The organism is Anaeromassilibacillus sp. SJQ-5 (assembly GCF_054108045.1).
Window position 1 is genome coordinate 3,169,930 of sequence record NZ_JBPJWQ010000001.1, and the last position, 20,218, is coordinate 3,190,147.

20 protein-coding genes and 1 tRNA gene are annotated in these 20,218 nt (G+C 62.2%); 12 read left to right on the forward strand and 9 right to left on the reverse strand.

From position 1 onward, the window contains the following. Positions 1-37: 37 nt before the first annotated feature. The 4 genes from ACSAMM_RS13665 (at position 38) to ACSAMM_RS13680 (ending at position 3,001) form a co-directional block, all read left to right on the forward strand. The gene (locus ACSAMM_RS13665) at positions 38-1,030 is read left to right on the forward strand and encodes an ECF transporter S component (RefSeq protein WP_178725063.1); all 993 of its coding nucleotides are present in this window, start codon (positions 38-40) and stop codon (positions 1,028-1,030) included. Between the two features lie 40 nt (positions 1,031-1,070). Beyond that, positions 1,071-2,345, forward strand: a complete 1,275-nt coding sequence (locus ACSAMM_RS13670) for a DEAD/DEAH box helicase (protein WP_178725061.1) — start codon at positions 1,071-1,073, stop codon at positions 2,343-2,345. A 146-nt stretch (positions 2,346-2,491) separates the two neighbouring features. After that, entirely contained in the window at positions 2,492-2,686 is a 195-nt protein-coding gene (locus ACSAMM_RS13675) for a small, acid-soluble spore protein, alpha/beta type (RefSeq protein WP_178725059.1), read from the forward strand. Positions 2,687-2,927: 241 nt separating this feature from the next. Beyond that, a tRNA-Gln gene (locus ACSAMM_RS13680) sits at positions 2,928-3,001 on the forward strand. Positions 3,002-3,561: 560 nt separating this feature from the next. On the opposite strand, the gene ACSAMM_RS13685 is transcribed toward ACSAMM_RS13680, so the two are convergent. The 3 genes from ACSAMM_RS13685 to ACSAMM_RS13695 form a co-directional block, all read right to left on the reverse strand. Then, positions 3,562-4,914, reverse strand: coding sequence for a peptidoglycan-binding protein (locus ACSAMM_RS13685; RefSeq protein ID WP_457791848.1), 1,353 nt, complete (start codon positions 4,912-4,914; stop codon positions 3,562-3,564). A 14-nt stretch (positions 4,915-4,928) separates the two neighbouring features. Next, complete coding sequence (locus tag ACSAMM_RS13690; protein WP_457791849.1) at positions 4,929-5,582, reverse strand: carboxypeptidase-like regulatory domain-containing protein; 654 nt, start codon at positions 5,580-5,582, stop codon at positions 4,929-4,931. Positions 5,583-5,706: 124 nt separating this feature from the next. After that, positions 5,707-6,846 (reverse strand): glycerate kinase, encoded by a 1,140-nt coding sequence (locus ACSAMM_RS13695; protein ID WP_457791851.1) that lies wholly within the window; start codon positions 6,844-6,846, stop codon positions 5,707-5,709. Between the two features lie 170 nt (positions 6,847-7,016). On the opposite strand from ACSAMM_RS13695, the gene ACSAMM_RS13700 reads away from it, so the two are divergent. From ACSAMM_RS13700 to ACSAMM_RS13710, 3 genes are read left to right on the forward strand one after another with little or no spacing between them, the layout of a single operon-like run. Then, positions 7,017-9,425 carry a cation-translocating P-type ATPase gene (locus ACSAMM_RS13700; protein WP_457791853.1) on the forward strand — a complete coding sequence of 803 codons (2,409 nt, stop codon included), beginning with the start codon at positions 7,017-7,019 and terminating at the stop codon, positions 9,423-9,425. Beyond that, positions 9,415-9,582: a hypothetical protein gene (locus ACSAMM_RS13705; protein WP_457791854.1), complete on the forward strand. Its 168-nt coding sequence runs from the start codon at positions 9,415-9,417 to the stop codon at positions 9,580-9,582. The genes ACSAMM_RS13700 and ACSAMM_RS13705 overlap by 11 nt, the downstream gene beginning before the upstream one ends. Positions 9,583-9,612: 30 nt before the next feature. After that, on the forward strand, positions 9,613-10,500 hold the full coding sequence (locus tag ACSAMM_RS13710) for a carbon-nitrogen hydrolase family protein (protein WP_457791855.1): 888 nt from the start codon (positions 9,613-9,615) through the stop codon (positions 10,498-10,500). Positions 10,501-10,604: 104 nt separating this feature from the next. Here ACSAMM_RS13710 and ACSAMM_RS13715 read toward each other — a convergent pair whose 3' ends face one another. Continuing rightward, the gene (locus tag ACSAMM_RS13715; protein ID WP_457791856.1) at positions 10,605-10,907 is read right to left on the reverse strand and encodes a Dabb family protein; all 303 of its coding nucleotides are present in this window, start codon (positions 10,905-10,907) and stop codon (positions 10,605-10,607) included. Positions 10,908-11,263: 356 nt separating this feature from the next. Between ACSAMM_RS13715 and ACSAMM_RS13720 the strand changes: the two genes are divergently transcribed. The 5 genes from ACSAMM_RS13720 (at position 11,264) to ACSAMM_RS13740 (ending at position 15,541) form a co-directional block, all read left to right on the forward strand. Continuing rightward, positions 11,264-11,461, forward strand: a complete 198-nt coding sequence (locus ACSAMM_RS13720) for a hypothetical protein (RefSeq protein WP_457791858.1) — start codon at positions 11,264-11,266, stop codon at positions 11,459-11,461. 8 nt (positions 11,462-11,469) lie between these two features. Continuing rightward, on the forward strand, positions 11,470-11,646 hold the full coding sequence (locus tag ACSAMM_RS13725; RefSeq protein ID WP_457791859.1) for a hypothetical protein: 177 nt from the start codon (positions 11,470-11,472) through the stop codon (positions 11,644-11,646). A gap of 176 nt (positions 11,647-11,822) precedes the next feature. Continuing rightward, positions 11,823-12,887 (forward strand): Gfo/Idh/MocA family protein, encoded by a 1,065-nt coding sequence (locus ACSAMM_RS13730; RefSeq protein ID WP_457791860.1) that lies wholly within the window; start codon positions 11,823-11,825, stop codon positions 12,885-12,887. A 184-nt stretch (positions 12,888-13,071) separates the two neighbouring features. Beyond that, a complete protein-coding gene (locus ACSAMM_RS13735) occupies positions 13,072-14,796 on the forward strand; it encodes an ABC transporter ATP-binding protein (protein WP_457791862.1) in 1,725 nt (574 codons plus the stop codon). Between the two features lie 232 nt (positions 14,797-15,028). Next, a complete protein-coding gene (locus ACSAMM_RS13740; RefSeq protein WP_178724461.1) occupies positions 15,029-15,541 on the forward strand; it encodes a MarR family transcriptional regulator in 513 nt (170 codons plus the stop codon). A 1-nt stretch (position 15,542) separates the two neighbouring features. Here ACSAMM_RS13740 and ACSAMM_RS13745 read toward each other — a convergent pair whose 3' ends face one another. The 5 genes from ACSAMM_RS13745 to ACSAMM_RS13765 all read right to left on the reverse strand — a co-directional run bounded on the left by ACSAMM_RS13745 (position 15,543) and on the right by ACSAMM_RS13765 (position 20,200). Next, on the reverse strand, positions 15,543-16,214 hold the full coding sequence (locus tag ACSAMM_RS13745) for an ATP-binding cassette domain-containing protein (protein WP_178724459.1): 672 nt from the start codon (positions 16,212-16,214) through the stop codon (positions 15,543-15,545). Positions 16,215-16,342: 128 nt separating this feature from the next. Beyond that, positions 16,343-17,245: a VanZ family protein gene (locus tag ACSAMM_RS13750; RefSeq protein ID WP_457791865.1), complete on the reverse strand. Its 903-nt coding sequence runs from the start codon at positions 17,243-17,245 to the stop codon at positions 16,343-16,345. 52 nt (positions 17,246-17,297) lie between these two features. Then, complete coding sequence (locus ACSAMM_RS13755) at positions 17,298-18,056, reverse strand: HAD-IIB family hydrolase (RefSeq protein ID WP_457791866.1); 759 nt, start codon at positions 18,054-18,056, stop codon at positions 17,298-17,300. A 33-nt stretch (positions 18,057-18,089) separates the two neighbouring features. Continuing rightward, complete coding sequence (locus tag ACSAMM_RS13760; RefSeq protein ID WP_457791867.1) at positions 18,090-18,926, reverse strand: amidohydrolase family protein; 837 nt, start codon at positions 18,924-18,926, stop codon at positions 18,090-18,092. A 32-nt stretch (positions 18,927-18,958) separates the two neighbouring features. Then, on the reverse strand, positions 18,959-20,200 hold the full coding sequence (locus ACSAMM_RS13765) for a putative glycoside hydrolase (protein ID WP_178724452.1): 1,242 nt from the start codon (positions 20,198-20,200) through the stop codon (positions 18,959-18,961). Between the last annotated feature and the right edge of the window lie 18 nt (positions 20,201-20,218).

The window sequence follows — 20,218 nt, forward strand, 5'->3', positions numbered from 1 at the left end:
GGGTGATTTTTAGATAATGCGAAAGAACGGGGTTGACATGACGAAACGGGATCGGTTTCCCATGGCGGAAACCAAAAAAATGGCGGTGGGCGGTCTGCTGATCGCGGTGGGCATTCTGCTGCCCCAGGTGTTCCATCTGGCGGGAGGCAGCGCCATGGGCACCCTGTTCCTGCCCATGCACCTGCCGGTGCTGCTGGGCGGGTTTCTGCTCGGGCCGCTGTTCGGCGGGACGGTGGGGCTTCTGACGCCCCTTGTCAGCTGCCTGCTGACCGGCATGCCCGCGGCGGCGGTGCTGCCTTATATGGCGGTGGAGCTGCTGGTATACGGTCTGGCGGGCGGGGCATTTTATAAGCAATGCCGGCTGCCGGCGCTGGTCAGCCTGGTGTTGGCCCAGGCGGCGGGCCGGCTGGTCAAGGCGCTGCTGCTGTTCGTGATGGCGGGGGTGTTCGGCGTGAAAGCGCCGCCGGCATTGTCGGTGTTCACCGCCGCCTTGGAGGGGCTGCCGGGGCTGGCCGTTCAGTGGGCGGTCATTCCCCTGTTGCTGACGGCGCTGCGCAAATCCCACCTGCTGGAAAGCCCGGCGAAGCGAAAAAGGGAGGCGGCCATGAGCGATTGGGAGTTGGCCAGAAGCCGGTGGGAGGCGGAAAACGCCACCTGCGCGGTCTGCCGAAACGGGCAGGTGCGGGTATCCCATCTGACCGGGATACGGCCGCTGCTCGTCTGGCTGGGCGAGGATGGGGACGCCCTGCGGGACGGGGCGGCAGCGGATAAAATCGTGGGAAGGGCGGCGGCGCTGCTGTTCTTGTACGGCGGCGTGCGGGCGGTATACGCGGCCGTCATCAGCGAGGGCGCCCTGGCCCTGCTGGAGGAAAACGGCGTGCAGGTGGCGTACGGCCGCTGCGTGCCGTACATCATCAACCGGGAGAACACCGGCCTGTGCCCCATGGAGCAGCGGGTGCGGGACATCCGGGATCCCGCGGACGCCTACGAGGCTTTAGCGGCCCAGGCGGGCGGGCAAACCGCCCCATGAGACTGACGACACAGACAACCGAAGGAAAGACAGGAGATTTATGACGTTTCAGGATTTGCAATTGATCGCGCCGCTGCTTAAGGCGGTGGCGGAGGAGGGCTATACCACGCCCTCCCCCATCCAGCAAAAGGCGATTCCGCCCGTGCTGGCCGGCCGGGATCTGGTGGGCTGCGCCCAGACGGGGACGGGAAAGACGGCGGCCTTCGCCCTGCCGATACTGCAGCGGCTCTGCGCCCAGCCGCTGGGACTGGGCAAGCGGCCCATCCGGGCGCTGGTGCTCACCCCCACACGGGAGCTGGCCATTCAGATCCTGGAGAGCTTCCAGGCGTACGGCCGGCACACCCGGCTGCGCTGCAGCGTGCTGTTCGGCGGTGTGTCCCAGAACCCGCAGGTGGAGGCGCTGGCCCGCGGGGTGGACATCCTCATCGCCACGCCGGGGCGGCTCAACGATTTGATCGGCCAGGGCTATGTCCACCTGGACGATGTGCAGACCTTTGTGCTGGACGAGGCCGACCGGATGCTGGACATGGGGTTTGTCCACGACGTCAAGCGGGTGATCACCAAGCTACCGATCAAAAAGCAGACCCTGCTCTTTTCCGCCACCATGCCGCCGGAAATCCGGCAGCTGGTGGATTCCCTGCTGGTGGATCCGGTGAAGGTGGCGGTGACGCCGGTGTCTTCCACCGTGGACGCCATCCGGCAGTCGGTGTATTTTGTGGACAAGGCCAACAAACGGCGGCTGCTGACATATCTGCTGCGGGACGGGGGGATCTCCTCCGCCCTGGTGTTCACCCGCACCAAGCACGGGGCGGATCGGGTGGTCAAGGATTTGGAGCGGGACGGCATTCACGCCATGGCCATCCATGGCAACAAGTCCCAGAACGCCCGGCAGGCGGCGCTGCGCGGCCTGAAGGACGGGAGCCTGAAAATCCTGGTGGCCACCGACATCGCGGCGCGGGGGATCGACGTGGACGAGCTGTCCCACGTGATCAATTACGATTTGCCCAACATACCGGAGACCTATGTGCACCGTATCGGGCGCACGGGGCGGGCGGGCGCGTCGGGCGACGCCATATCCTTCTGCGATTTCGATGAAAAAGCCTATTTAAAGGACATTGAGAAGCTGACCAGAAAGGCCATACCGGTGGTGGAGGATCATCCCTTCCCCATGCAGGTATTCGAGCCGGCGCCCAAGCCCCAGCCGCGACTGCCCCGCCGAGACAAGGCGGTCACGCCGGAAAGGGACGGGCAGCGGGGCGGCGTCCATCCCGCCCGCCGCGGGCCGGGCAAGCCGCCGGTTTCCCGCCGGGGCTAACCCAAAAACGACGGATGGGAAAAAGACACGTTTTTAACACAAATTACCGTTCATATTTATGGCGTCCGGGACGATACTAGGATTGCAAACGCAAATATCATCAACGCGGCCTTACCGCCGCCATTATTTGAGGAGTGTAAAAAACGATGTCTAACAACAAATCTCTCGTTCCCGAAGCTCGCGAAGGTCTCGACCGGTTCAAGATGGAAGCTGCCAGCGAGGTTGGCGTGACCCTGAAGCAGGGCTACAATGGCGACCTGACCAGCAAACAGGCTGGTTCCGTGGGCGGCCAGATGGTCAAAAAGATGATCCAGGCTTACGAGCAGAACAACCTGAAGTAAGAACTGCCGAACAAGGCACAGCCGCCCGGAAGGCAATCGCCTTCCGGGCGGTTTCTTGCCCGGCGATACGGGTAGTATGCCCGATGGTGAAGAAAAAATCGGCGGCGACGCGAATAAACCCGCCCGGCGCGGGGTAAACTCCTTCCGGAGCGGAAAAACGCAGGCGATTTTTATAAGAAAAACGCTTGTACCTCTTGACAAACGGGAAAAATCCGGTATAATAAATAACGCTCTAAGATATTGCGGAATTGTGTAATGGTAGCACGGCAGTCTCTGACTCTGCTTGTCTGGGTTCAAATCCTAGTTCCGCAGCCATGAAAAAGACACGTACGGCGTTCAGCCGTGCGTGTTCTTTTTATAACCGGCCAGTCTGGGATTTGAACCCTGTTTGGTGTCGATGCACCCCGCAGGCATCCGCATAGCTTCTTATTTTATGGAATACGGTTCCGGAAGTTCGGGGTTGCTGGAGAATAAAAACGGCGGTTACAACAAGATCATAGGTAGACAGGACGACATAAGGTGAGGGGGAGCGAACCTACCCCGCCTCAGCCGGTGTATTTAGCCATTCTGCCGCGTTATCGTCCTAGGTGGGCGCCAGCCCACCGTCGTCCTCTGCCTTGCCGAATGACAAAATACGCAGGCTGAGGTCAAAGAATTTTTGGGATGGAGCGGGGGTTCACAGCAAGGCGGCCGAGCGCGCCATGCTGTCGCATGGCAAGTGAGGCCAACGCCGCTGTGGGCGCTCGCTCATTCCCAAAAATCGGAGGTTGTTCGCTCCCCCTCACCTTAAGCAAAGGGCGGCCCCGCCGGCTACGGCAGGGCCGTCCTTTATCGATTCTCTGCGGCTTCGCGGGCGGACAAGAAAAAATCGCGGGTTACGCATCCTGTGCCAGTTCCACGATGCGGGCCCAGGTCAGGGGGCCGACCGCGCCGTTGGCTTCCAGGCCGGCCTGCTGCTGCACGGCCCGCACGGCGTTTTCGGTGGCGTCGTCAAAATCGCCGGTGACGGTCACGGCGGGGATAAAATCGTGAAGGGCGGCGGCCTGGGCGAGCAGGCGCTGCAGATCTTCCACATCGTCCCCGGTCATGCCCAGGGTCAGGAAGCGACCGGGATACACGAATGCGGAATCGGGGACCACATCCGGCGGGATGTTGGCGATAGTGTCGGCGTAAGCAGTGTTCATCCGGTTCCAGGTGTCCCGGTCGACGATGCCGGTGGCCGGGAGACCGTACTGGCGCTGGAAAGCCAGCACCGCGTCCTTGGTGTTCTGATCGAATACACCGTCTATGATAGGAACGGGGATTTGATTGTCGAAGTAGGCGATAACGGCCAGAATGTACTGCACGACCCGTACGCCCATGCCGGTGTCTCCCTCTTCAAGCTGCCGGGAGTACAGCCGCTCCACCTCTTCGGGGGACAGCCCTTCGGAATACAGCTCGTTGAGGCCCTTGATGCCGTTGTAGATGGATTTGATTTTGTACCAGGTGGCCTTGCCCACGATGCCGTCCACCGTCAGGTTGAAAATCCGCTGAAATTCCCGCACGGCAGCCTCGGTTTCCACACCAAAAAAACCGTCGATGACCGACAGACGGGGGATGGCCGGGTAGTTATCGGCGATGCGGTTGAGCTGCCGCTGGATAATGCGCACATCCTCCCCCGCGCTGCCCAGGCGAAGAGGCGCGCCGGGATAGGAGCGTTCGATGCCCGCCACCGGGGCGTTGAAGACGATGTTGATATCGTCGCCGTAATACCGCTGCAGGATTTCATAGGGTACCAGGCCCTCCTCGGCCAGGGCGACGGTGCCCCACTGAGACAGGCCCTCGCAGGTGGTGGTGGTGCCGCTGCAGTATTGGGTGAAATAGGGCTGCACGCTCCCCTGCCGGACGACGTAATCGTTGAAAATATCGTCCACGATTTGGGAGATGTTTTCGAAAATGTCCCGGTTGGGAATGAATTTCTGATCGTACTGGGTGGAACTGGTGATATCGAAATCATAGCCGCGGCTGGGGTAGTATTCGGTGTAAATCCGGTTGAGGGCGTAGCTGATCTGTGCCAGGATATTGGCACGGATGGCGGATTCCGGCCAGGTGGGATAAATTTCGCTGGAGGCCACGTTTTTGATGTAGTCCGCGAAAGAGACGCGGATGTTCTCCGCCGGCTGGTCGGGCCGGCCCAGGTGGACGGTAATAAACTCGGGGATGACCGGCAGGTCTAATATCGGCTGCATGAAACGCCCTCCTTTCAGGATACCGATCGATCGGGCAGGAAGCGGACCGGCTGAATGGATTTGATCCCGTCGAAAATGGGCACCTGCTGATAAACCTCCGTCCGATAACCGGGATGGGTGACGCGGATATCATAGGTGGCGTAGGGGGCCTCGCCGGTGGGCGCTTCAGCTAGCGCTTTATCCGGCGCGGGCAGCACGATGTTGTCAAATATTCCGTTTTCGTCGGTGACGCCGGAGGCAAATTCTTTCGTGCCGTCGGAGAAGGTACGGCTGACGGTTACCTGGGCGCCGGGGACGGGCACCGCCTGACGGCCGGCGTAGGCCTGGACGCGCAGGATGCCGGTCTTGGTATTCTCCCGCAGGAAGTTCTCATAGGTGTCCGCCTCGGGGGCGATGGGCTGCAGGGGATCGTCCTGCGGATTCGCCTCGGGCGGATTGATTTCCGGTTCGTCCGGCGGCAGGGGCGGGGGAGGAACGGCCGGCGCGGCGGGCTGGGGGGACGGAGCAGAGGCGGGAGGCGGTTCGGGCCGCGGCGGGGCGGGCGTGGGGACAGGGGCCGGCTCCGGCGGCGCCGGTTGGACGGATTCCTGCGGGGGAAGGGCGCTGCGGGAGGCGGCTTTCATCATTTCCGCCTTATACCGCTCGATCATGGCTTGTAGATTCTCCATGGGTTTGTCCTCCAATCCTTGTAGGCTGCGGTTCCTTATCAGTATAGCGGTGCGCAGGGAAAGGGTGACAAAAAAGATGAAAAGGGCCCTGTCCAGAAGCAAAATTCTTCCGGACAGGGCCTTTTTATGTGAAACCGGAGGCGTGCAGGAGGCGGGCCAATTGCTCCGCCCCGCCGATGAGTAACCGGCGGGAGGCGGCCATGGACTCCCGCAGGGTCATGGGCGCGTCGGGGATGGGAAACACGGCGTCGATGCCGCAGGCATACAGAGCGTGGGCACCGGGGCCCAGACCGCCGGTCAGGGCGGCGACAGGCAGATTGGCCGCAGCCTTGGCCCGGCGGGCAATCCCGGCGGGGACCTTGCCGCGGGCGGTCTGGCCGTCCATCCGGCCCTCCCCTGTGATCACCAAGCGGCAGCCCGCCAGCCTGTCCTCGAAGCCGGCGGCGTCCAGCAGGGCGTCGATGCCGGGGGTCATGCTCGCGTTCCCCGCCAGCCGCAGGGCGGCACCCAGGCCGCCGGCCGCTCCGCCGCCTCGCCAGGGCAGCATGTCGACACCCAGCTGCTCTCGGACCACCCGGGCAAAATGTTCCAGGGCCTTGTCCAAACGGGAGGCGGTTTCGGGGGAGGCGCCTTTTTGAGGGCCGAAGGTGAGGGAGGCGCCGTCAGGGCCGCATAAAGGAGAGTCCACGTCGCAGAGAAGCCGGAACCGGCAGGCGGACAGACGCGGATCCAGTCCGGAAAAATCCAGGCGGTGCAGCCGGAGCAGTTCCCCACCGCCGGGGCCCAGCTCGCGCCCTTCCTCATCCAGAAAGCGGGCGCCCAGGGCGGCCAGCATACCCATGCCCCCGTCGTTGGTGGCGGTGCCGCCCAGCCCCACCAGGATATCGACGCACCCCTCGTCCAACAGACGGCGCAGCAGCTGGCCGGATCCATAGGAGGAGGCGCGCCAGGGGTCCCTCTCCTCCGTGGTTAAGAGCGGCAGACCGGAAGCGGCGGCGGTTTCCAGCACGCCGGCCCCGGAGGACAGAACGGCGGCCTTGGCCTGTATCGGCCGGCCAAATGGATCGGAAACCGCCGCCTCCACTGTCCTCCCGCCGCAGGCAGCCAGGAAGGCGGCCACCGTGCCCTCTCCCCCGTCGGCCACCGGCAGGCAGCGGGTTTCGGCGCCGGGCCAGCCCCGGCGGAAGCCCTCGGCGGCCCAGGCGCAGGCCTCAGCGGAGGTGCAGCTGCCTTTAAAGGAATCAATAGCGAACAGCACGGTCATCCAATCGCCTCTTTCCGCAGGTTCGATAAGGCCAGTATACGGCGGGGCAGGGGCGCTGTCAAGGCGGGCCTTTCGCATTCCCACAGGAAAAATTAAGCCGCTCTTAAGGGATATTTGTCCAGGGCTGTGCTATAATCTATAACAGTATGATAGGAAAGGCCGGTTCGAGCATGACAGAACAAAATCCCACGCGCCTGCGCCCCGATCCGGACGTGGGGCTGACCGCCCAGCAGGTCAGGGAGCAGGAAGCGCGGGGGCTTAGTAACATACAGCCCAGCCACAACACCAAGACCGTGGGGCAGATTGTACGGGACAATACCCTGACCCTGTTCAACCTGTTCAACTTCGCATTGGCCGCCTGCATCGCGCTGGTGGGCGCTTATGAAAACCTGCTGTTTTTGATCATTATTTTTGTCAACAGCGGGGTCGGCATCGTGCAGGAGATCCGCTCTAAGCGGATGGTGGAGAAGCTGTCCCTCATTTCCATGCCCAAGGCGGTGGCGCTGCGGGATGGACGGGAGCAGGCGGTGCCGGTGGAGGAGCTGGTGCTGGACGACATCCTGGTGCTGCGCATGGGCGGGCAGATTTGCGCTGACGCCATCGTGGCGGCGGGCGAGGTGGAGGTCAACGAGGCCCTGCTCACCGGGGAGGCGGAGCCCATTCGAAAAAGCCGGGGGGACATGCTGCTGTCGGGCAGCTTTGTGGTCAGCGGCACCTGCCGCGCCCGGGTGGAACATATCGGCAGCGAAAATTACGCCACTAAAATCGCCCTGGATGCCAAGAAATATAAAAAAGTGCATTCCGACCTGATGAACGCCCTGAATAAAATCGTGAAGTTCACCAGCTTCTTTATTCTGCCGTTGGGCGCGCTGCTGTTTCTGCACGCCCGGTTCGTGCTGGATCATTCCCTGGAGGGAGCGGTGGTGTCCACCGCCGCCGCCTTGATCGGCATGATGCCTAAGGGGCTGGTGCTGCTGACGAGCGTGTCCCTGGCGGTGGGGGTCATCAAGCTGGCCCGGAAAAAGACCCTGGTGCAGGAGCTGTTCTGCATTGAAAACCTGTCGCGGGTGGACATGCTCTGCCTGGATAAGACGGGCACCATCACCCAGGGGAAAATGACCGTTTCCGACATCCTGCCCCTGACCGCCCAGCCGCCCTTTGACCTGGAAGAGGCGGTGGGCAGCTTCATCGGCGCGCTGGACGACAACAACGCCACTTTCCTGGCCCTGGGGGAGCGGTTTCCCGCCCGGGGGCGGTGGCGGGCCGTCTGCCGCACCCCCTTTTCCTCCGCCCGCAAATGGAGCTCTGTCACCTTCGAGGGGCAGGGCACCGTGCTGGTGGGCGCGCCGGAAATCCTGCTGCGGGGACGCAGCGGGCTGCTGCCGCCGGCGGTGGCCGAGCGGGAGGCCGCAGGCTGCCGGGTGGTGCTGGTGGCCCACAGCGAGGAGCGGGTGGAGGGTGTGCTGCCCGGCACGGTGCGGCCGGTGGCCGCTCTGGTGCTGGAAGATCCCATCCGGCCCGACGCCCGGGAGACCCTGGCCTTTTTCACCAGGGAGGATGTACAGCTGAAAATCATTTCGGGGGACAACCCGGTGACGGTGTCCAGCATCGCCCGGCAGGCGGGGCTGCCCCATTCCGATTCGTACATCGACGCCTCCACTCTGGCCGACGAGGAGGCCCTGCGGCAGGCGGCGGAGCGGTATACCATATTTGGACGGGTTTCGCCCCAGCAGAAACGGCAGCTGGTTCACGCCCTGCAGGATGAGGGGCACACGGTGGCCATGACCGGGGACGGGGTCAACGACGTACTGGCCCTCAAGGATGCCGATTGCAGTATCGCCATGGCTTCGGGCAGCGACGCGGCGCGGCAGATTTCCCAGCTGGTGCTGCTGGACTCCAACTTCTCCTCCCTGCCCAGTGTTGTCATGGAGGGGCGGCGGGTCATCAACAACATCACCCGCACGGCGGTACTGTTCCTGGTCAAGACCATTTTCTCCTTTCTGCTGTCCTTCATGGCCCTGGCCTTTTCCATGCCCTATCCCTTCATTCCGATACAGCTCAGCCTCATCAGCATGGTGGTGGAGGGAATCCCCTCCTTCTTCCTGACCTTCGAGCCCAACCGGGATCGTATCAAGGGCCGGTTTTTATCCACCGTTCTGCGGCAGGCCTTTCCCTGCGCGTTCATCATTGTGCTAAACATCATTTTGGTGGATCAAATCGGGCCGCTGCTGGGGTTGGCCGCGCTGGATTTGGCCACGCTGAATGTCTATCTGACGGCGTTTATCTGGCTGTATCTGCTGCTGCGGGTCTGCATGCCCCTCAACAAGCTGCGGGCGGCGCTGTTCGGCACCATGGTGGCGCTGTTCGGCGTGGCGGCGTATCTGTTCCGCGATCTGCTGCAAATCGGCACGCTGACGCTTCATTCCCTGCCGCTGTTCCTCATTCTGGCGGCGGCCAGCCTGGTGCTGTACAGTTTGGTCGCGTGGGCCATCGGCCGGGCGGCGGCCGTGGTGCGGGCCTGGAAGGCCGGCAGACAAAAAAATGCGCCGAACAGCCGGCGAAGAGGGCATGGGGCCTGATGGAATCGGCAAGGCTGCGGCACAGGCCGCCGGCCATTTTCAACGTGCTTCCCGTCGGGCGCTGAAGGCAAACGGGTTCCGCGTGACACGTGTTCTGTGCTTTGACGACCTGCCGTCGGCGTTGCTGGTTTACGAGCAGGGGACGGCGGTGGAATAGACACGGCGACAGGAAGAAAGAAGGGGTTTTGTGCAAATTTTCCGCGTGGCGCTGCTGCAGATGACGGCGGGATCCTCTCAGGAGGAAAACCGGCGCAAAGGGCTGGACTGGTGCCGGCGTGCCAAAGCTATGGGAGCGGACCTCGCGCTGTTCCCCGAGATGTGGAACACCGGGTACGCGATGACGGAGGACGAGCAGGCACTGCGGCAGAGTGCGATCGGCAGGGACAGCGGCTTTGTCCGCGCGTTCCAGGAGGCGGCAAAGGAGCTGAACATGGCGGTGGCGATCACCTATCTCGAGCGGTACGATCCGCTGCCCCGCAACACGGTGACGCTGTTCGATCGGTTCGGCAAGCCGGTGCTGATCTATGCCAAGGTGCACACCTGCGATTTTGATGTGGAGCGGCACCTGACGCCGGGGGACGAATTCCCGGTGGCGGAGCTGGATACCGCCGCAGGCCCGGTCAAGGTCGGGGCCATGATCTGCTACGACAGGGAGTTCCCCGAGAGCGCCCGGATTCTGATGCTGCAGGGGGCGGAAATCCTTCTGGTGCCCAACGCCTGCCCGATGGAGGGGAACCGTCTGTCCCAGCTGCGGGCCCGGGCGTTCGAAAACATGGTGGGAATCGCCACGTGTAACTATGCCTATGGCCAGCCTGACTGCAACGGGCATTCGTCGGCCTTCGACGGTGTGGCGTATGGGGAGATCCGACCTGGCGTGGTGGAGGCGCGGGATACCCTCGTGGTGGAGGCCGGTGAGCTGGAGGGGATTTACCCGGCGGCTTTTCCCATGGATACCATCCGGGCCTACCGCGAGCAGGAGATTCACGGCAACGCCTATCGGCATCCGGCCAAGTACCGGGCGCTGACGGAGGAGCGGATCGTCCCGCCCTTTATCCGGGCGGATTACCGAAAATAAGGGGAGATTCTGGAACCACCATCAAAAGGTGCGCGGTTACAAGGATGGCGCTGTTATAGACCGTTTTCAGCGAATAAAAAAGAGCCGCTCTGGGCGGCTCTTTTTTATTCGCCTTTGTCTAGAATATAATCCACCGCGGCGCTGGCGCTGCGGCGTTCGGCCACGAACGGCTTGACAACGCCGGTGTGATAGGGATCGCGCTGATAGGCCTCCAGCGCCTCGGGAGAATCCACCAGCAGCTCCAGCACCACGTCGTAAGAGCGATCACTGTGAAGATAGTCCACACCCACCTGGATATCCCGGATAGCCTCCACCTGTCCTTTCATGGACAGGAACAGGTCCTTGAGCTCCCGGCAGCTCTCCGGGGAATTGTCCTTCAGCTTGACGAACAGCACGTGTTTTACCAAGAGAATCCCTCCTTAATGGTATAAGTATACCATAACGGCCCCATCTTTGTCAGGGAGTGCCGCGGAGATTCGCCGGGATTCGGCAGGCTTCTGCAAAAATTACAGCGGGTAAACCACAAGATATTGTGTTTGAGTTTTGACAATCCGATGGATTGTGGAATATTTGGTTGAAAGTGTGGAAAGATACGCAATACAAAACGTATAAGCAAAACTGGATAAAAATTGGACGGCATCCATTTCCACGTATGCGGCGGCCTTCTTTTCTCAGACTAGAGGTAGCGGCATGACACAGGCTTGGCGGACGGCGCAGGCCGAAGGCGAAGCATAGGCCATGCCGCAGAAAGGCGGGACCGACCATGTATGAGAACAGCTTTTACGCCACAGTGCCCATCGATACCGATGCCTATCTGAACCGGGGACAGTACCACGAGGACGCCTTCTATCTGCTTCCTGAAGAGGTTCAGGAACAGGTTAACCAGAGGGCCATGGAGCGTTCGTTTCATTCGGAAGACGAGCTGCGCGACTATGTGCGCACGCTGATGCTCAAATCCTGAGGTGCGCCATGTTGGAAGGTAGTTATCAGCTGGGGCTGAGCGATTTGCTGGATCAGAATCTGAGCTGCTACGAATATTTCCACAGCCTGCCGGAAAACGTGCAGAGGCGGATCGTCCAGCGGGACGTCGCCTCCTTTGAGGAGATGCAGCAGCTGGTGGAAGATATGGGGCGGCCGATGTCTTGACGAACGGGGACGCTGCGGCATGCGGCGTCCCCGTTTCGGTTTTTCTCCAGGGGTTCCATGTCAGGATGTCCAAAAAAAGTTTATCCAATTCCGGGAAATAGTTGCAGAAAGGCGGGAGAATTTCCGGTATACTACAAACATACGATGGGTTCCGATTGAAAAGGAGAGATACGACTATGAAAAAGCTGCGCATTGGCATCATCGGCAACGGCGGCATCGCCAAATGGGCCCATATCCCCGCCTACAAGAATATGGACAACGTGGAGATTATCGCGGTCTGCGACATCATCGAGGAGCGGGCCAAGGAGGCGTCGGAGATGCTGGGCGGCAAGCCCGCGGTTTTCACCGACTATAAGGAGCTGCTGAAGGCCGAGGGGCTGGACGCGGTGGATATCTGCACGCCCAATTACCTGCATTCCATTATCGCGGTGGACGCGCTGCACGCGGGGCTGCATGTTTTCTGCGAGAAGCCGGACGCGGTCAGCGTGGAGGAAGCGCTGAAAATGGGGCAGGCGGCCAAGGAGACGGGCAAGACTCTGATGGTCATGCGCAACAACCGCTTTCATACCGCGTCCCAGTACCTGAAAAAGTACATAGCGGACGGCAAGGCGGGCGAGATTTACGCCGGCCGCTGCGGCTGGCAGCGCCGCCGTGGGATTCCGGGCAAGGGCGGCTGGTTCACCACCAAGGCCCAGTCGGGCGGCGGTCCTCTGATCGATTTGGGCGTGCATATGATCGACCTGTCCATCTGGCTGATGGGCAATCCCCGGCCGGTGGCGGTGTCGGGCAGCACCTACTGCAAGTTCGCGAACGACGACGCGGGAGCCGATTCGGACAACAGCAAGTTTGGCGACGCCAAGGCCGATGGAGTGTTCGACGTGGAAGACTTGGCCATGGGCTTCATCAAGTTCGACAATGGCGCCTGCCTGCAGATTGAGTTCAGCTGGGCCTCCAACGTGGAACGGGAACGGAACTTCGTGGAGCTGCGGGGTACCAAGGCCGGGTTTACCTGGGACGGCGGCGAGGTGAAAATTTTCACCGAGGAGGGCGGCGAGCTGGCCGACCTGATCCCCCACTGCTCCGGCTCCGCCAACGGGCATGAGATGAACCTGCGGCATTTTGCCGACGTGCTGCTGGACGGCGCGGATCCCTGCTTTGTGCCGGAACAGGGGCTGAACATGATTAAAATCCTGACCGCCATCTACGAATCGGCCCGTACCGGCCGCGAAGTGGCGCTGTAAACCACCTATCAACACCTGCCGGATGGGCCGACCGCCCAGCCGGCAGGTGTTTTTGCAAATGGGACAAGAACGTTCCGAAAACAAGGAGATGAGGAGCGAAAATGTTTGCGTTTATCCGGTTGAACTATCAGGCGGAATGTCGTATACTATACCTATCACCAAGCAGAAAGGCATCGATACTCCCATGATCAAGAAGTTTGCCCGGTATTACCGGCCCTATTGGAAGCTGTTCGCTCTGGATATGTTCTGCGCCCTGATGATTGCCGCGGTGGATCTTCTCTTCCCCATGGTTTCCCGCTGGACGATGCAGGAACTGCTGCCGAAAAACGCCTACGCCGTGTTTTTCGCCGTCATCGGCGCCCTGGTGGCCGCCTATCTGATCCGGGCGGGGTTTCAGTATTTTGTGAACTACTGGGGGCACGTGCTGGGGGCGTACATGGAAGCGGACATGCGCCGCGACCTGTTCCGCCATCTGCAGAAGCTGCCCTTCCGGTTCTACGATAAAAACCGCACGGGGCAGCTGATGTCCCGGGTGGTCAACGACCTGTTCGAGGTGGTGGAGCTGGCCCACCACGGGCCGGAGGATCTGTTCATCTCCCTGGTGACGCTGGTGGGGGCGTTCATCATCCTGCTGACCATCCAGTGGAAGCTGGCGCTGGTGGTGTTCGCGCTGGTGCCGCTGATCGTGTGGTTCACCGCCTGGCGGCGACGGAAAATGTCGGCCGCGTCCCGGCAGGTCAAGGAGCAGACGGCGGGGATCAACGCGGACATCGAGTCCAGCATTTCCGGTGTGCGGGTGGCCAAGGCGTTCAACAACGAAACCTACGAATATGAAAAATTCGAAAAGGGCAACGCCCGGTACCGGAACGCCAAAAAGGGCTTTTACCGGCAGATGGGGATTTTCCAGTCGGGGATGGATTTCCTGACCAGTATCATGAATGTGGCGGTCATCGCTTTCGGCGGCGCGCTCATCATGAGCAGCCAGCTGGACTATATCGATCTGCTGACCTTTACGCTGTATGTAGGCACCTTTCTGCAGCCCATCCGGCGGCTGTCCAGCTTTGTGGAGCAATACACGGTGGGGATGGCGGGCTTCGGCCGGTTCCAGGATCTGCTGGCTGTGGAACCGGATATTTCCGACGCGCCCGGCGCCGCGCCGCTGAAGGACGTGCGGGGGGATATCCGGTTCGAGGACGTCACCTTTTCTTACGACGAGGGGGTCAACGTGCTGGCGGGGGTGAACCTGTCCATCCGGGCGGGGCAGACCGTGGCGCTGGTGGGCCCCTCCGGCGGCGGAAAAAGCACGTTGTGCCATCTTATTCCCCGGTTCTATGAGCCGACGGCGGGGCGGATCACCATCGACGGGCGGGACATCCGCGGCGTGACTCTCCAGTCCCTGCGGGACAGCGTGGGCATTGTGCAGCAGGATGTCATGCTGTTCGCCGGCACCATTTTGGACAATATCCGCTACGGCCGGCTGGACGCCACCGACGAAGAGGTGATGGAGGCGGCCCGGCAGGCGGAAATCCACGAGGATATCCTGGCCATGCCCGACGGTTATCAGACCTATGTGGGGGAGCGGGGGATCATGCTGTCCGGTGGGCAGAAGCAGCGGGTAAGCATCGCCCGGATCTTTTTAAAGAATCCGCCGGTTTTGATTCTGGACGAGGCGACATCGGCGCTGGATACCGTGACCGAAGCCCATATCCAGGCCGCGTTCGATAAGCTGGCCAAGGGGCGCACCACGCTGATTATCGCCCACCGGCTGTCCACCGTCCGGCATGCGGACGAAATCGCCTACATCGACAGCGTGGGGGTGCGGGAAACCGGCACCCATGAAGAGCTGATGGCGGCGGAGGGCCTATACGCCCGGCTGTACGCGGCCACGGCGGATATCCCCAACGTATAAGGTGAGGGGGAGCGAACAACCTCCGATTTTTGGGAGAGCGAGCGCCCACAGCGGCGTTGGCCCCACTTGCCATGCGACAGCATGGCGCGCTCGGCCGCCTTGCTGTGAACCCTCGTTCGGTCCCAAAAATTCTTTGACCTCAGCCGGCTGAGGCGGGGTGGGTTCGCTCCCCCTCACCTTAAGGCGGCGCGACTTGCCGCTGCACGGCAAAATCAAAAAGGGAGGCACCGACATGGATAAGCAACTGGATACCCTGAACACCCTGCTGGTGGATACCTTCAATGAAATTCTCAAGGTGGAGGAGCAGTCCCTGCGTGCCGCCACCCAGAGTTCCGTCACCGTTACCGAGATGCACACCCTGGACGCCATCGGCACCGGGGATCCGCGCACGGTTTCCGAGCTGGCCACCGCCACCAAGGTGACGGTCAGCACCATGACCATCGCCATCAACCGGCTGGCCTCCAAAAGCCTGGTGGAGCGGGTGCGGGACGCCTCCGACAAACGGGTAGTGCGGGTACGGCTGACCGAAAAGGGGCGGAACATCGCCGCCGCCCACCAGCGATTCCACGAACGGATGGTGGAGGCGGTGGTGGAGCATCTGGACGAGGAGCAGCTAGCCGCCCTGACGGTGGCCCTAGAGGATTTACGGGGTTTTTTCAACCGGGAGAGCAGCCGGGAGGCCTATACCCAGGAGTTTGAGAAAATCCCGGGGATTCTGCGCCGATTTCTGCCCCAGGGCACCTGAATCACGAGACAATGCGGCCGTCGCGGATGCGTACCAGGCGCTGGGCCTGGGCGGCGATTTGCCGGTCGTGTGTGATGAGGATGATAGTATGCCCTTCCCGGTTCAGCTCATGAAGGGTGGCCATAATATCCTCCCCCGAGCGGGAATCCAGGTTGCCGGTGGGCTCGTCGGCCAGGATAAGGGGCGGCCGGGCGGCAATGGCTCGGGCGATGGCCACCCGCTGCTGCTGGCCGCCGGACATTTCCGCCGGGCGGTGGCGCAGCCGCTCTCCCAGGCCGACGCGTTCGAGGCTTTCGGCGGCCAGACGGCGGCGTTTGTCCCGGCCCATGCCCTGGTACATCAGGGGAAGTTCCACATTCTCCAGGGCGCTCAGCCCGGGGATGAGGTGGAAGCCCTGAAAGATGAAGCCGATAAACCGGTTGCGGATATCCGACAGCCGCCGATCGGGCAGGATGGATACGTCCTGTCCCTCCAGCCGGTACAGGCCGGAGGTGGGGGCGTCCAGGCAGCCCAGCATGTTCATCAAGGTGGATTTCCCGGAGCCCGAATGCCCCACAATGGCGAGAAAATCCCCCTTATCCACCGAGAGGGACACCCCGTCCAGTGCGCGGACCTCGTTGTCCCCAGGGTTGTAAATTTTATACATGTCTTGAATCTCAATAATACGTTCCATACGTTTCCCGCCCTTCTGGCGTTAGTATACGCGGGCGGCGGGCAAATATAAAGCTTCTAAAGAATTTCGCGGGGAAATTCCGCCATAAAACAAGGACCGCATCGATGCAAACCGATGCGGTCCTTGTTTTATGGCGTTTTTTCTTCTCTATCGACGAGGGCGGCATCCGTTTCCTTGAAAATGAACCATTTGCTGAAGAAATAATTCATGATCATGACGATGACGTTCATGCCGATTTTAGACAGGCCGCTGTTGACATGCAGCAGGTTGACCAGCAAAAGCATGCCCGCCATATCCACGACATAGGAGAGCAAGCGGGCGCCCACAAATTTGCCAGCCTCCCACAGCAGCTCTTTGAAGCCGGTGGTTTTGCTCTGGAACACGAACAGCTTGTTGACCACATAGGCGAAAACGACGGCGAGAATCCAGGCAATGGTATTGCTCACCGTGTTGCGCAGCACGGGCGTCATGGGGAAGGTATTGAAGCAGACCTGAAAGGCGACGATATTCACCACCGTGGTCAGAACACCGAACACCACATAGCTGACGGTTTCCCGATTGACCAGATGGGGAAAACGGAACCACAGGAACTGGAACACCCAGATGCCGGCCAGCAGCACGAACGCCCCCGCCATATCCAGAGACCAGTCGGTGAGGCGGGGGATCCGGCCGGGGACAAACATCTGGCTGAGTTCATTCAGGACAGAGACCAGGCAGGTGACCGCCAGGGCCAGCGCCAGAGAGGAGTTCCGGCCCAGATGGAGCCGCAGACCGTTCCACGCCAGCAGGGCCAGCAGCATGTAACCCAGCACCTGGAGCAGCCAGGGAAGGTACTGGCGGACAAGCTCTCCGGCTTCGGCGGTATAATTGCCCGCCACGGCCCCGTACAGGGCTTGGAACAGACGGACGGCCCATTCCAAGGCCTCGGCGGCCGGGGCGGCCCGCAGCAGCGAGCAGACGCCCAGAAAGGCCGCCCAGAGGCCGAAAAGAACCCAGCTGAGAGTTCGTTTGGTGTTGATGGTGAGTTTCATAGCGGTATCCTGGCTTTCCGCGCCGGCAAAGCGGCGCCGATAATCATGACGGTCAGCCCCCCAGCAGCTCCCGCAGGGCGATGGCCACGCCGCCGCGGTCGGCGGAGGCGGTTATTCGATCGGCGTGGGCTTTCACTCCGTCCGGGGCGTTGCCCATGGCCACCCCCACCCCGGCGGCGGCCAGCATATCCACGTCGTTATAGCTATCCCCGAAGGCCCAACTGTCCGCCGGCCCGAGCCCCAGCGCCTTGAGCATCATCCCCATGCCGGCGGCCTTGCCGCAGCCCTTGGGGAGGATTTCGGCGTAGGTGGGGTGGCGGATAATGGTGTAGCTGGCGGAGAGCAGCGCGTCGGTGGCGGCGCTCATTGGGCCGTGGAGAGTCAACTTACTGACAATATGGCCGGGAAATCGGCTGGCGAATTCTTCGGGGGAAGCGAGGGGCGTCCAGCTTGCGGGGAACCGGCCGGCCGTGTCATTGAGAACGTACATCTGCGTTTCCCCTTCGAGCACACAGGTCTGCCCGTCGGCCAAAAAATGGGCGATCAGGGCGGGAATTTGCTCCGGGGGCAGATACCGGCGGAACAGCTGTTTCTCCCCCAGCCGTACAAAGGCCCCGGCGGCGGCCACCAGACCGTCGAAGCCGATGGCCTTGGCCGTGTCGGGGATTAGTCCGGTGGCCCGGCCGGTACAAAGAATGGCGGCGTTCCCCCCCTGCTGCAGGGCGTGGATGGCGTCGACGGTGTCACTGGCCACAGTTTGCCCGTCGGCGGACAGGGTGCCGTCCCAGTCGAAAAATGCGGCGATTGGCATGAGCAGAACACAGAACCTTTCTATCGTAAAAAATCAGGCGATTCCCAGCTCCCGCGCAGCGTTGCCGCCCAGAATGGCGGCCGTCTCCTCCCGGCTGAAGCCCGAAGCGGTCAGAAACCGGCGGGTGGCGTCCAGGGAGGCGGCTTGATCCTCCCAGGGGGAATCGGTGCCGAAAAACACGCGGGATACGCCGGCGGCGCGGATGATGGCAGCAAACAGCTCCCACCGTTCCGGATGGCCAGCGATGCAGAAGCTGGTATCGATGGCCGCGCCCATGGCCGGCATGGCGGCGAGCACCTCTTCCCATACGCGGTACCCGCCCAGGTGGGCCAGGAGGATTTTCGCGTCGGGCGCGTCCTGGCGTAGCCGAATGACCCTCTCCGGCGTACAATGGATAGGGGGCGGCATGCCAATGTCAGCCCCCGCGTGGAAAACCACCCACAGGCCGAGCGCAGACGCCTTGCGCACCACGGCCGCGCAAGCGGGGTCGTCTACAAAAAAGCCCTGGTATTCGGGATGCAGCTTGATGCCCCGCAGGCCGAGCGCCGCCGCCCGTTCCAGCTCCTCCTCCCAGTCGGGATTGCCGGGATGCACGCTGCCGAAGGAGCGAAGCCCCGGATGCTTATCCGCCTGGGCGGCGAAATCGTTGATGGTGCGGGAGGGCTTGGGCGAGGTGGCGATGGGCAGAACCAGGCTGAAATCGATGCCGGCGCGCCGCGCGGAAGCGGTCAGGCCGTCCAGGGTGGCGTCGGTATGGGGATGGGCTTCTCCGTACAGGTGGGCGTAGGCCCGGGCGTTCTCCGTCAAGTGGGCGAGAGCCCCGGGGGCCAGCTTGTCCGGGAAAGCATGCGTATGGAAGTCGATGATCATGGAAAAAGCTCCTTGCTCCGGTTACATAGGCGTCAGGAAAGGGCGGCGAAATCGTAGACGCCGCCGGGATTGTACAGCAGATAGGACGCGTCTTTACCCAGTACCTCGGTCACGGCGCGGATTTGTTCCTTTATCGCGTCCGCGGAACAGTCGTATCCCTGCAGCCAAGGGGTGAGGGCCGGCCGCTTGGCTTGATCGATCACCTGCAGGCGTAGCTGGATCTGGGCCAGGGCGGCTTTCACTGCCTCATAAGGGTGGGACGCGGGGGCTTCCACCTGCGCGTCCCCGGCGGTCAGGGACGATCCCAGGGTGGCGGGCATGAGAACCGGGGCCACGCCGCCCGCGCCAAAGGTGACGGGGTTTCCCCCATACACCGTGGTGTCGGTGCCCAACGCGGCCAGACCGGGAGCGGACAATATCACCCGGCCCCCGTCCATGGCTGTGTTGGCGCTGGCGATGAAGGTGGCCAGCACCTCCGCCTTGGACTGCGAGGCGTATTCCGTGTTGCCGAAGCTGGCTCCGCTGGTCCGTTTGGGGAACTGGACGCCATCCAGCAGGACGGTGGAGGCGCCAAGGGCTTTCAACTCTTTTATCATGTCGGTTATATACCGATGGGCCACCGGTGAATAGGGGTTCAGCCACGGCCTGCCGCCATTTTTCGGATCGCCGTCGTACCACGTCCAGGTGGGTTGGTTGGGCAGGGTGATCTTAGCGGCCGACAGCTGCCGGGGCGCCACGTGATCCTGGAAGGCGTACAGCCGCGGAACGGGGGCCATCCCCTGCGCGCCGATTTGATCGAAAGCCGCCTTCAGGGCGTCCAGAGTTAAGGCGCCGCTGCCGGCGGACTGGGCCTGTTGGGCCAGTTCGGTGGCCGAAGCGTAGAGCAGGTTTCCTTCGCTGTCCTTGAGATCGAAGACCACGGCGTTCAATCCGGCGGCTTTGGCGGCGGAAAGGGCGGCGGAGAGCTTGGCGCTATCGGCCAGCTGGGCGGTCGGCAGATAAAAGGCTTTCAGCGCGCCGCCTGCGGCGGGCGTGTTCGGCTCCGACGGGTCAGCCGGCTGCGACGAGTCCTGCGAGGAGGCGTCGGCAGGCCGGGACACGGGAGGCACGCTGACATCCGGCTGAGAGGCGGGCCGGTTCTCCAGCATATATTTCGCGCCGAAAAAGCTGCCGGGGATGATCACCGCCGCCGCCAGGAGCCAAGCCACGGCTTTGACAGGGAATTTTCTTTTATGGAAGACCCGGGTGCGTCCGCGATGCAGCTTACGGGACATGGGCACCTCTCCTCTTTA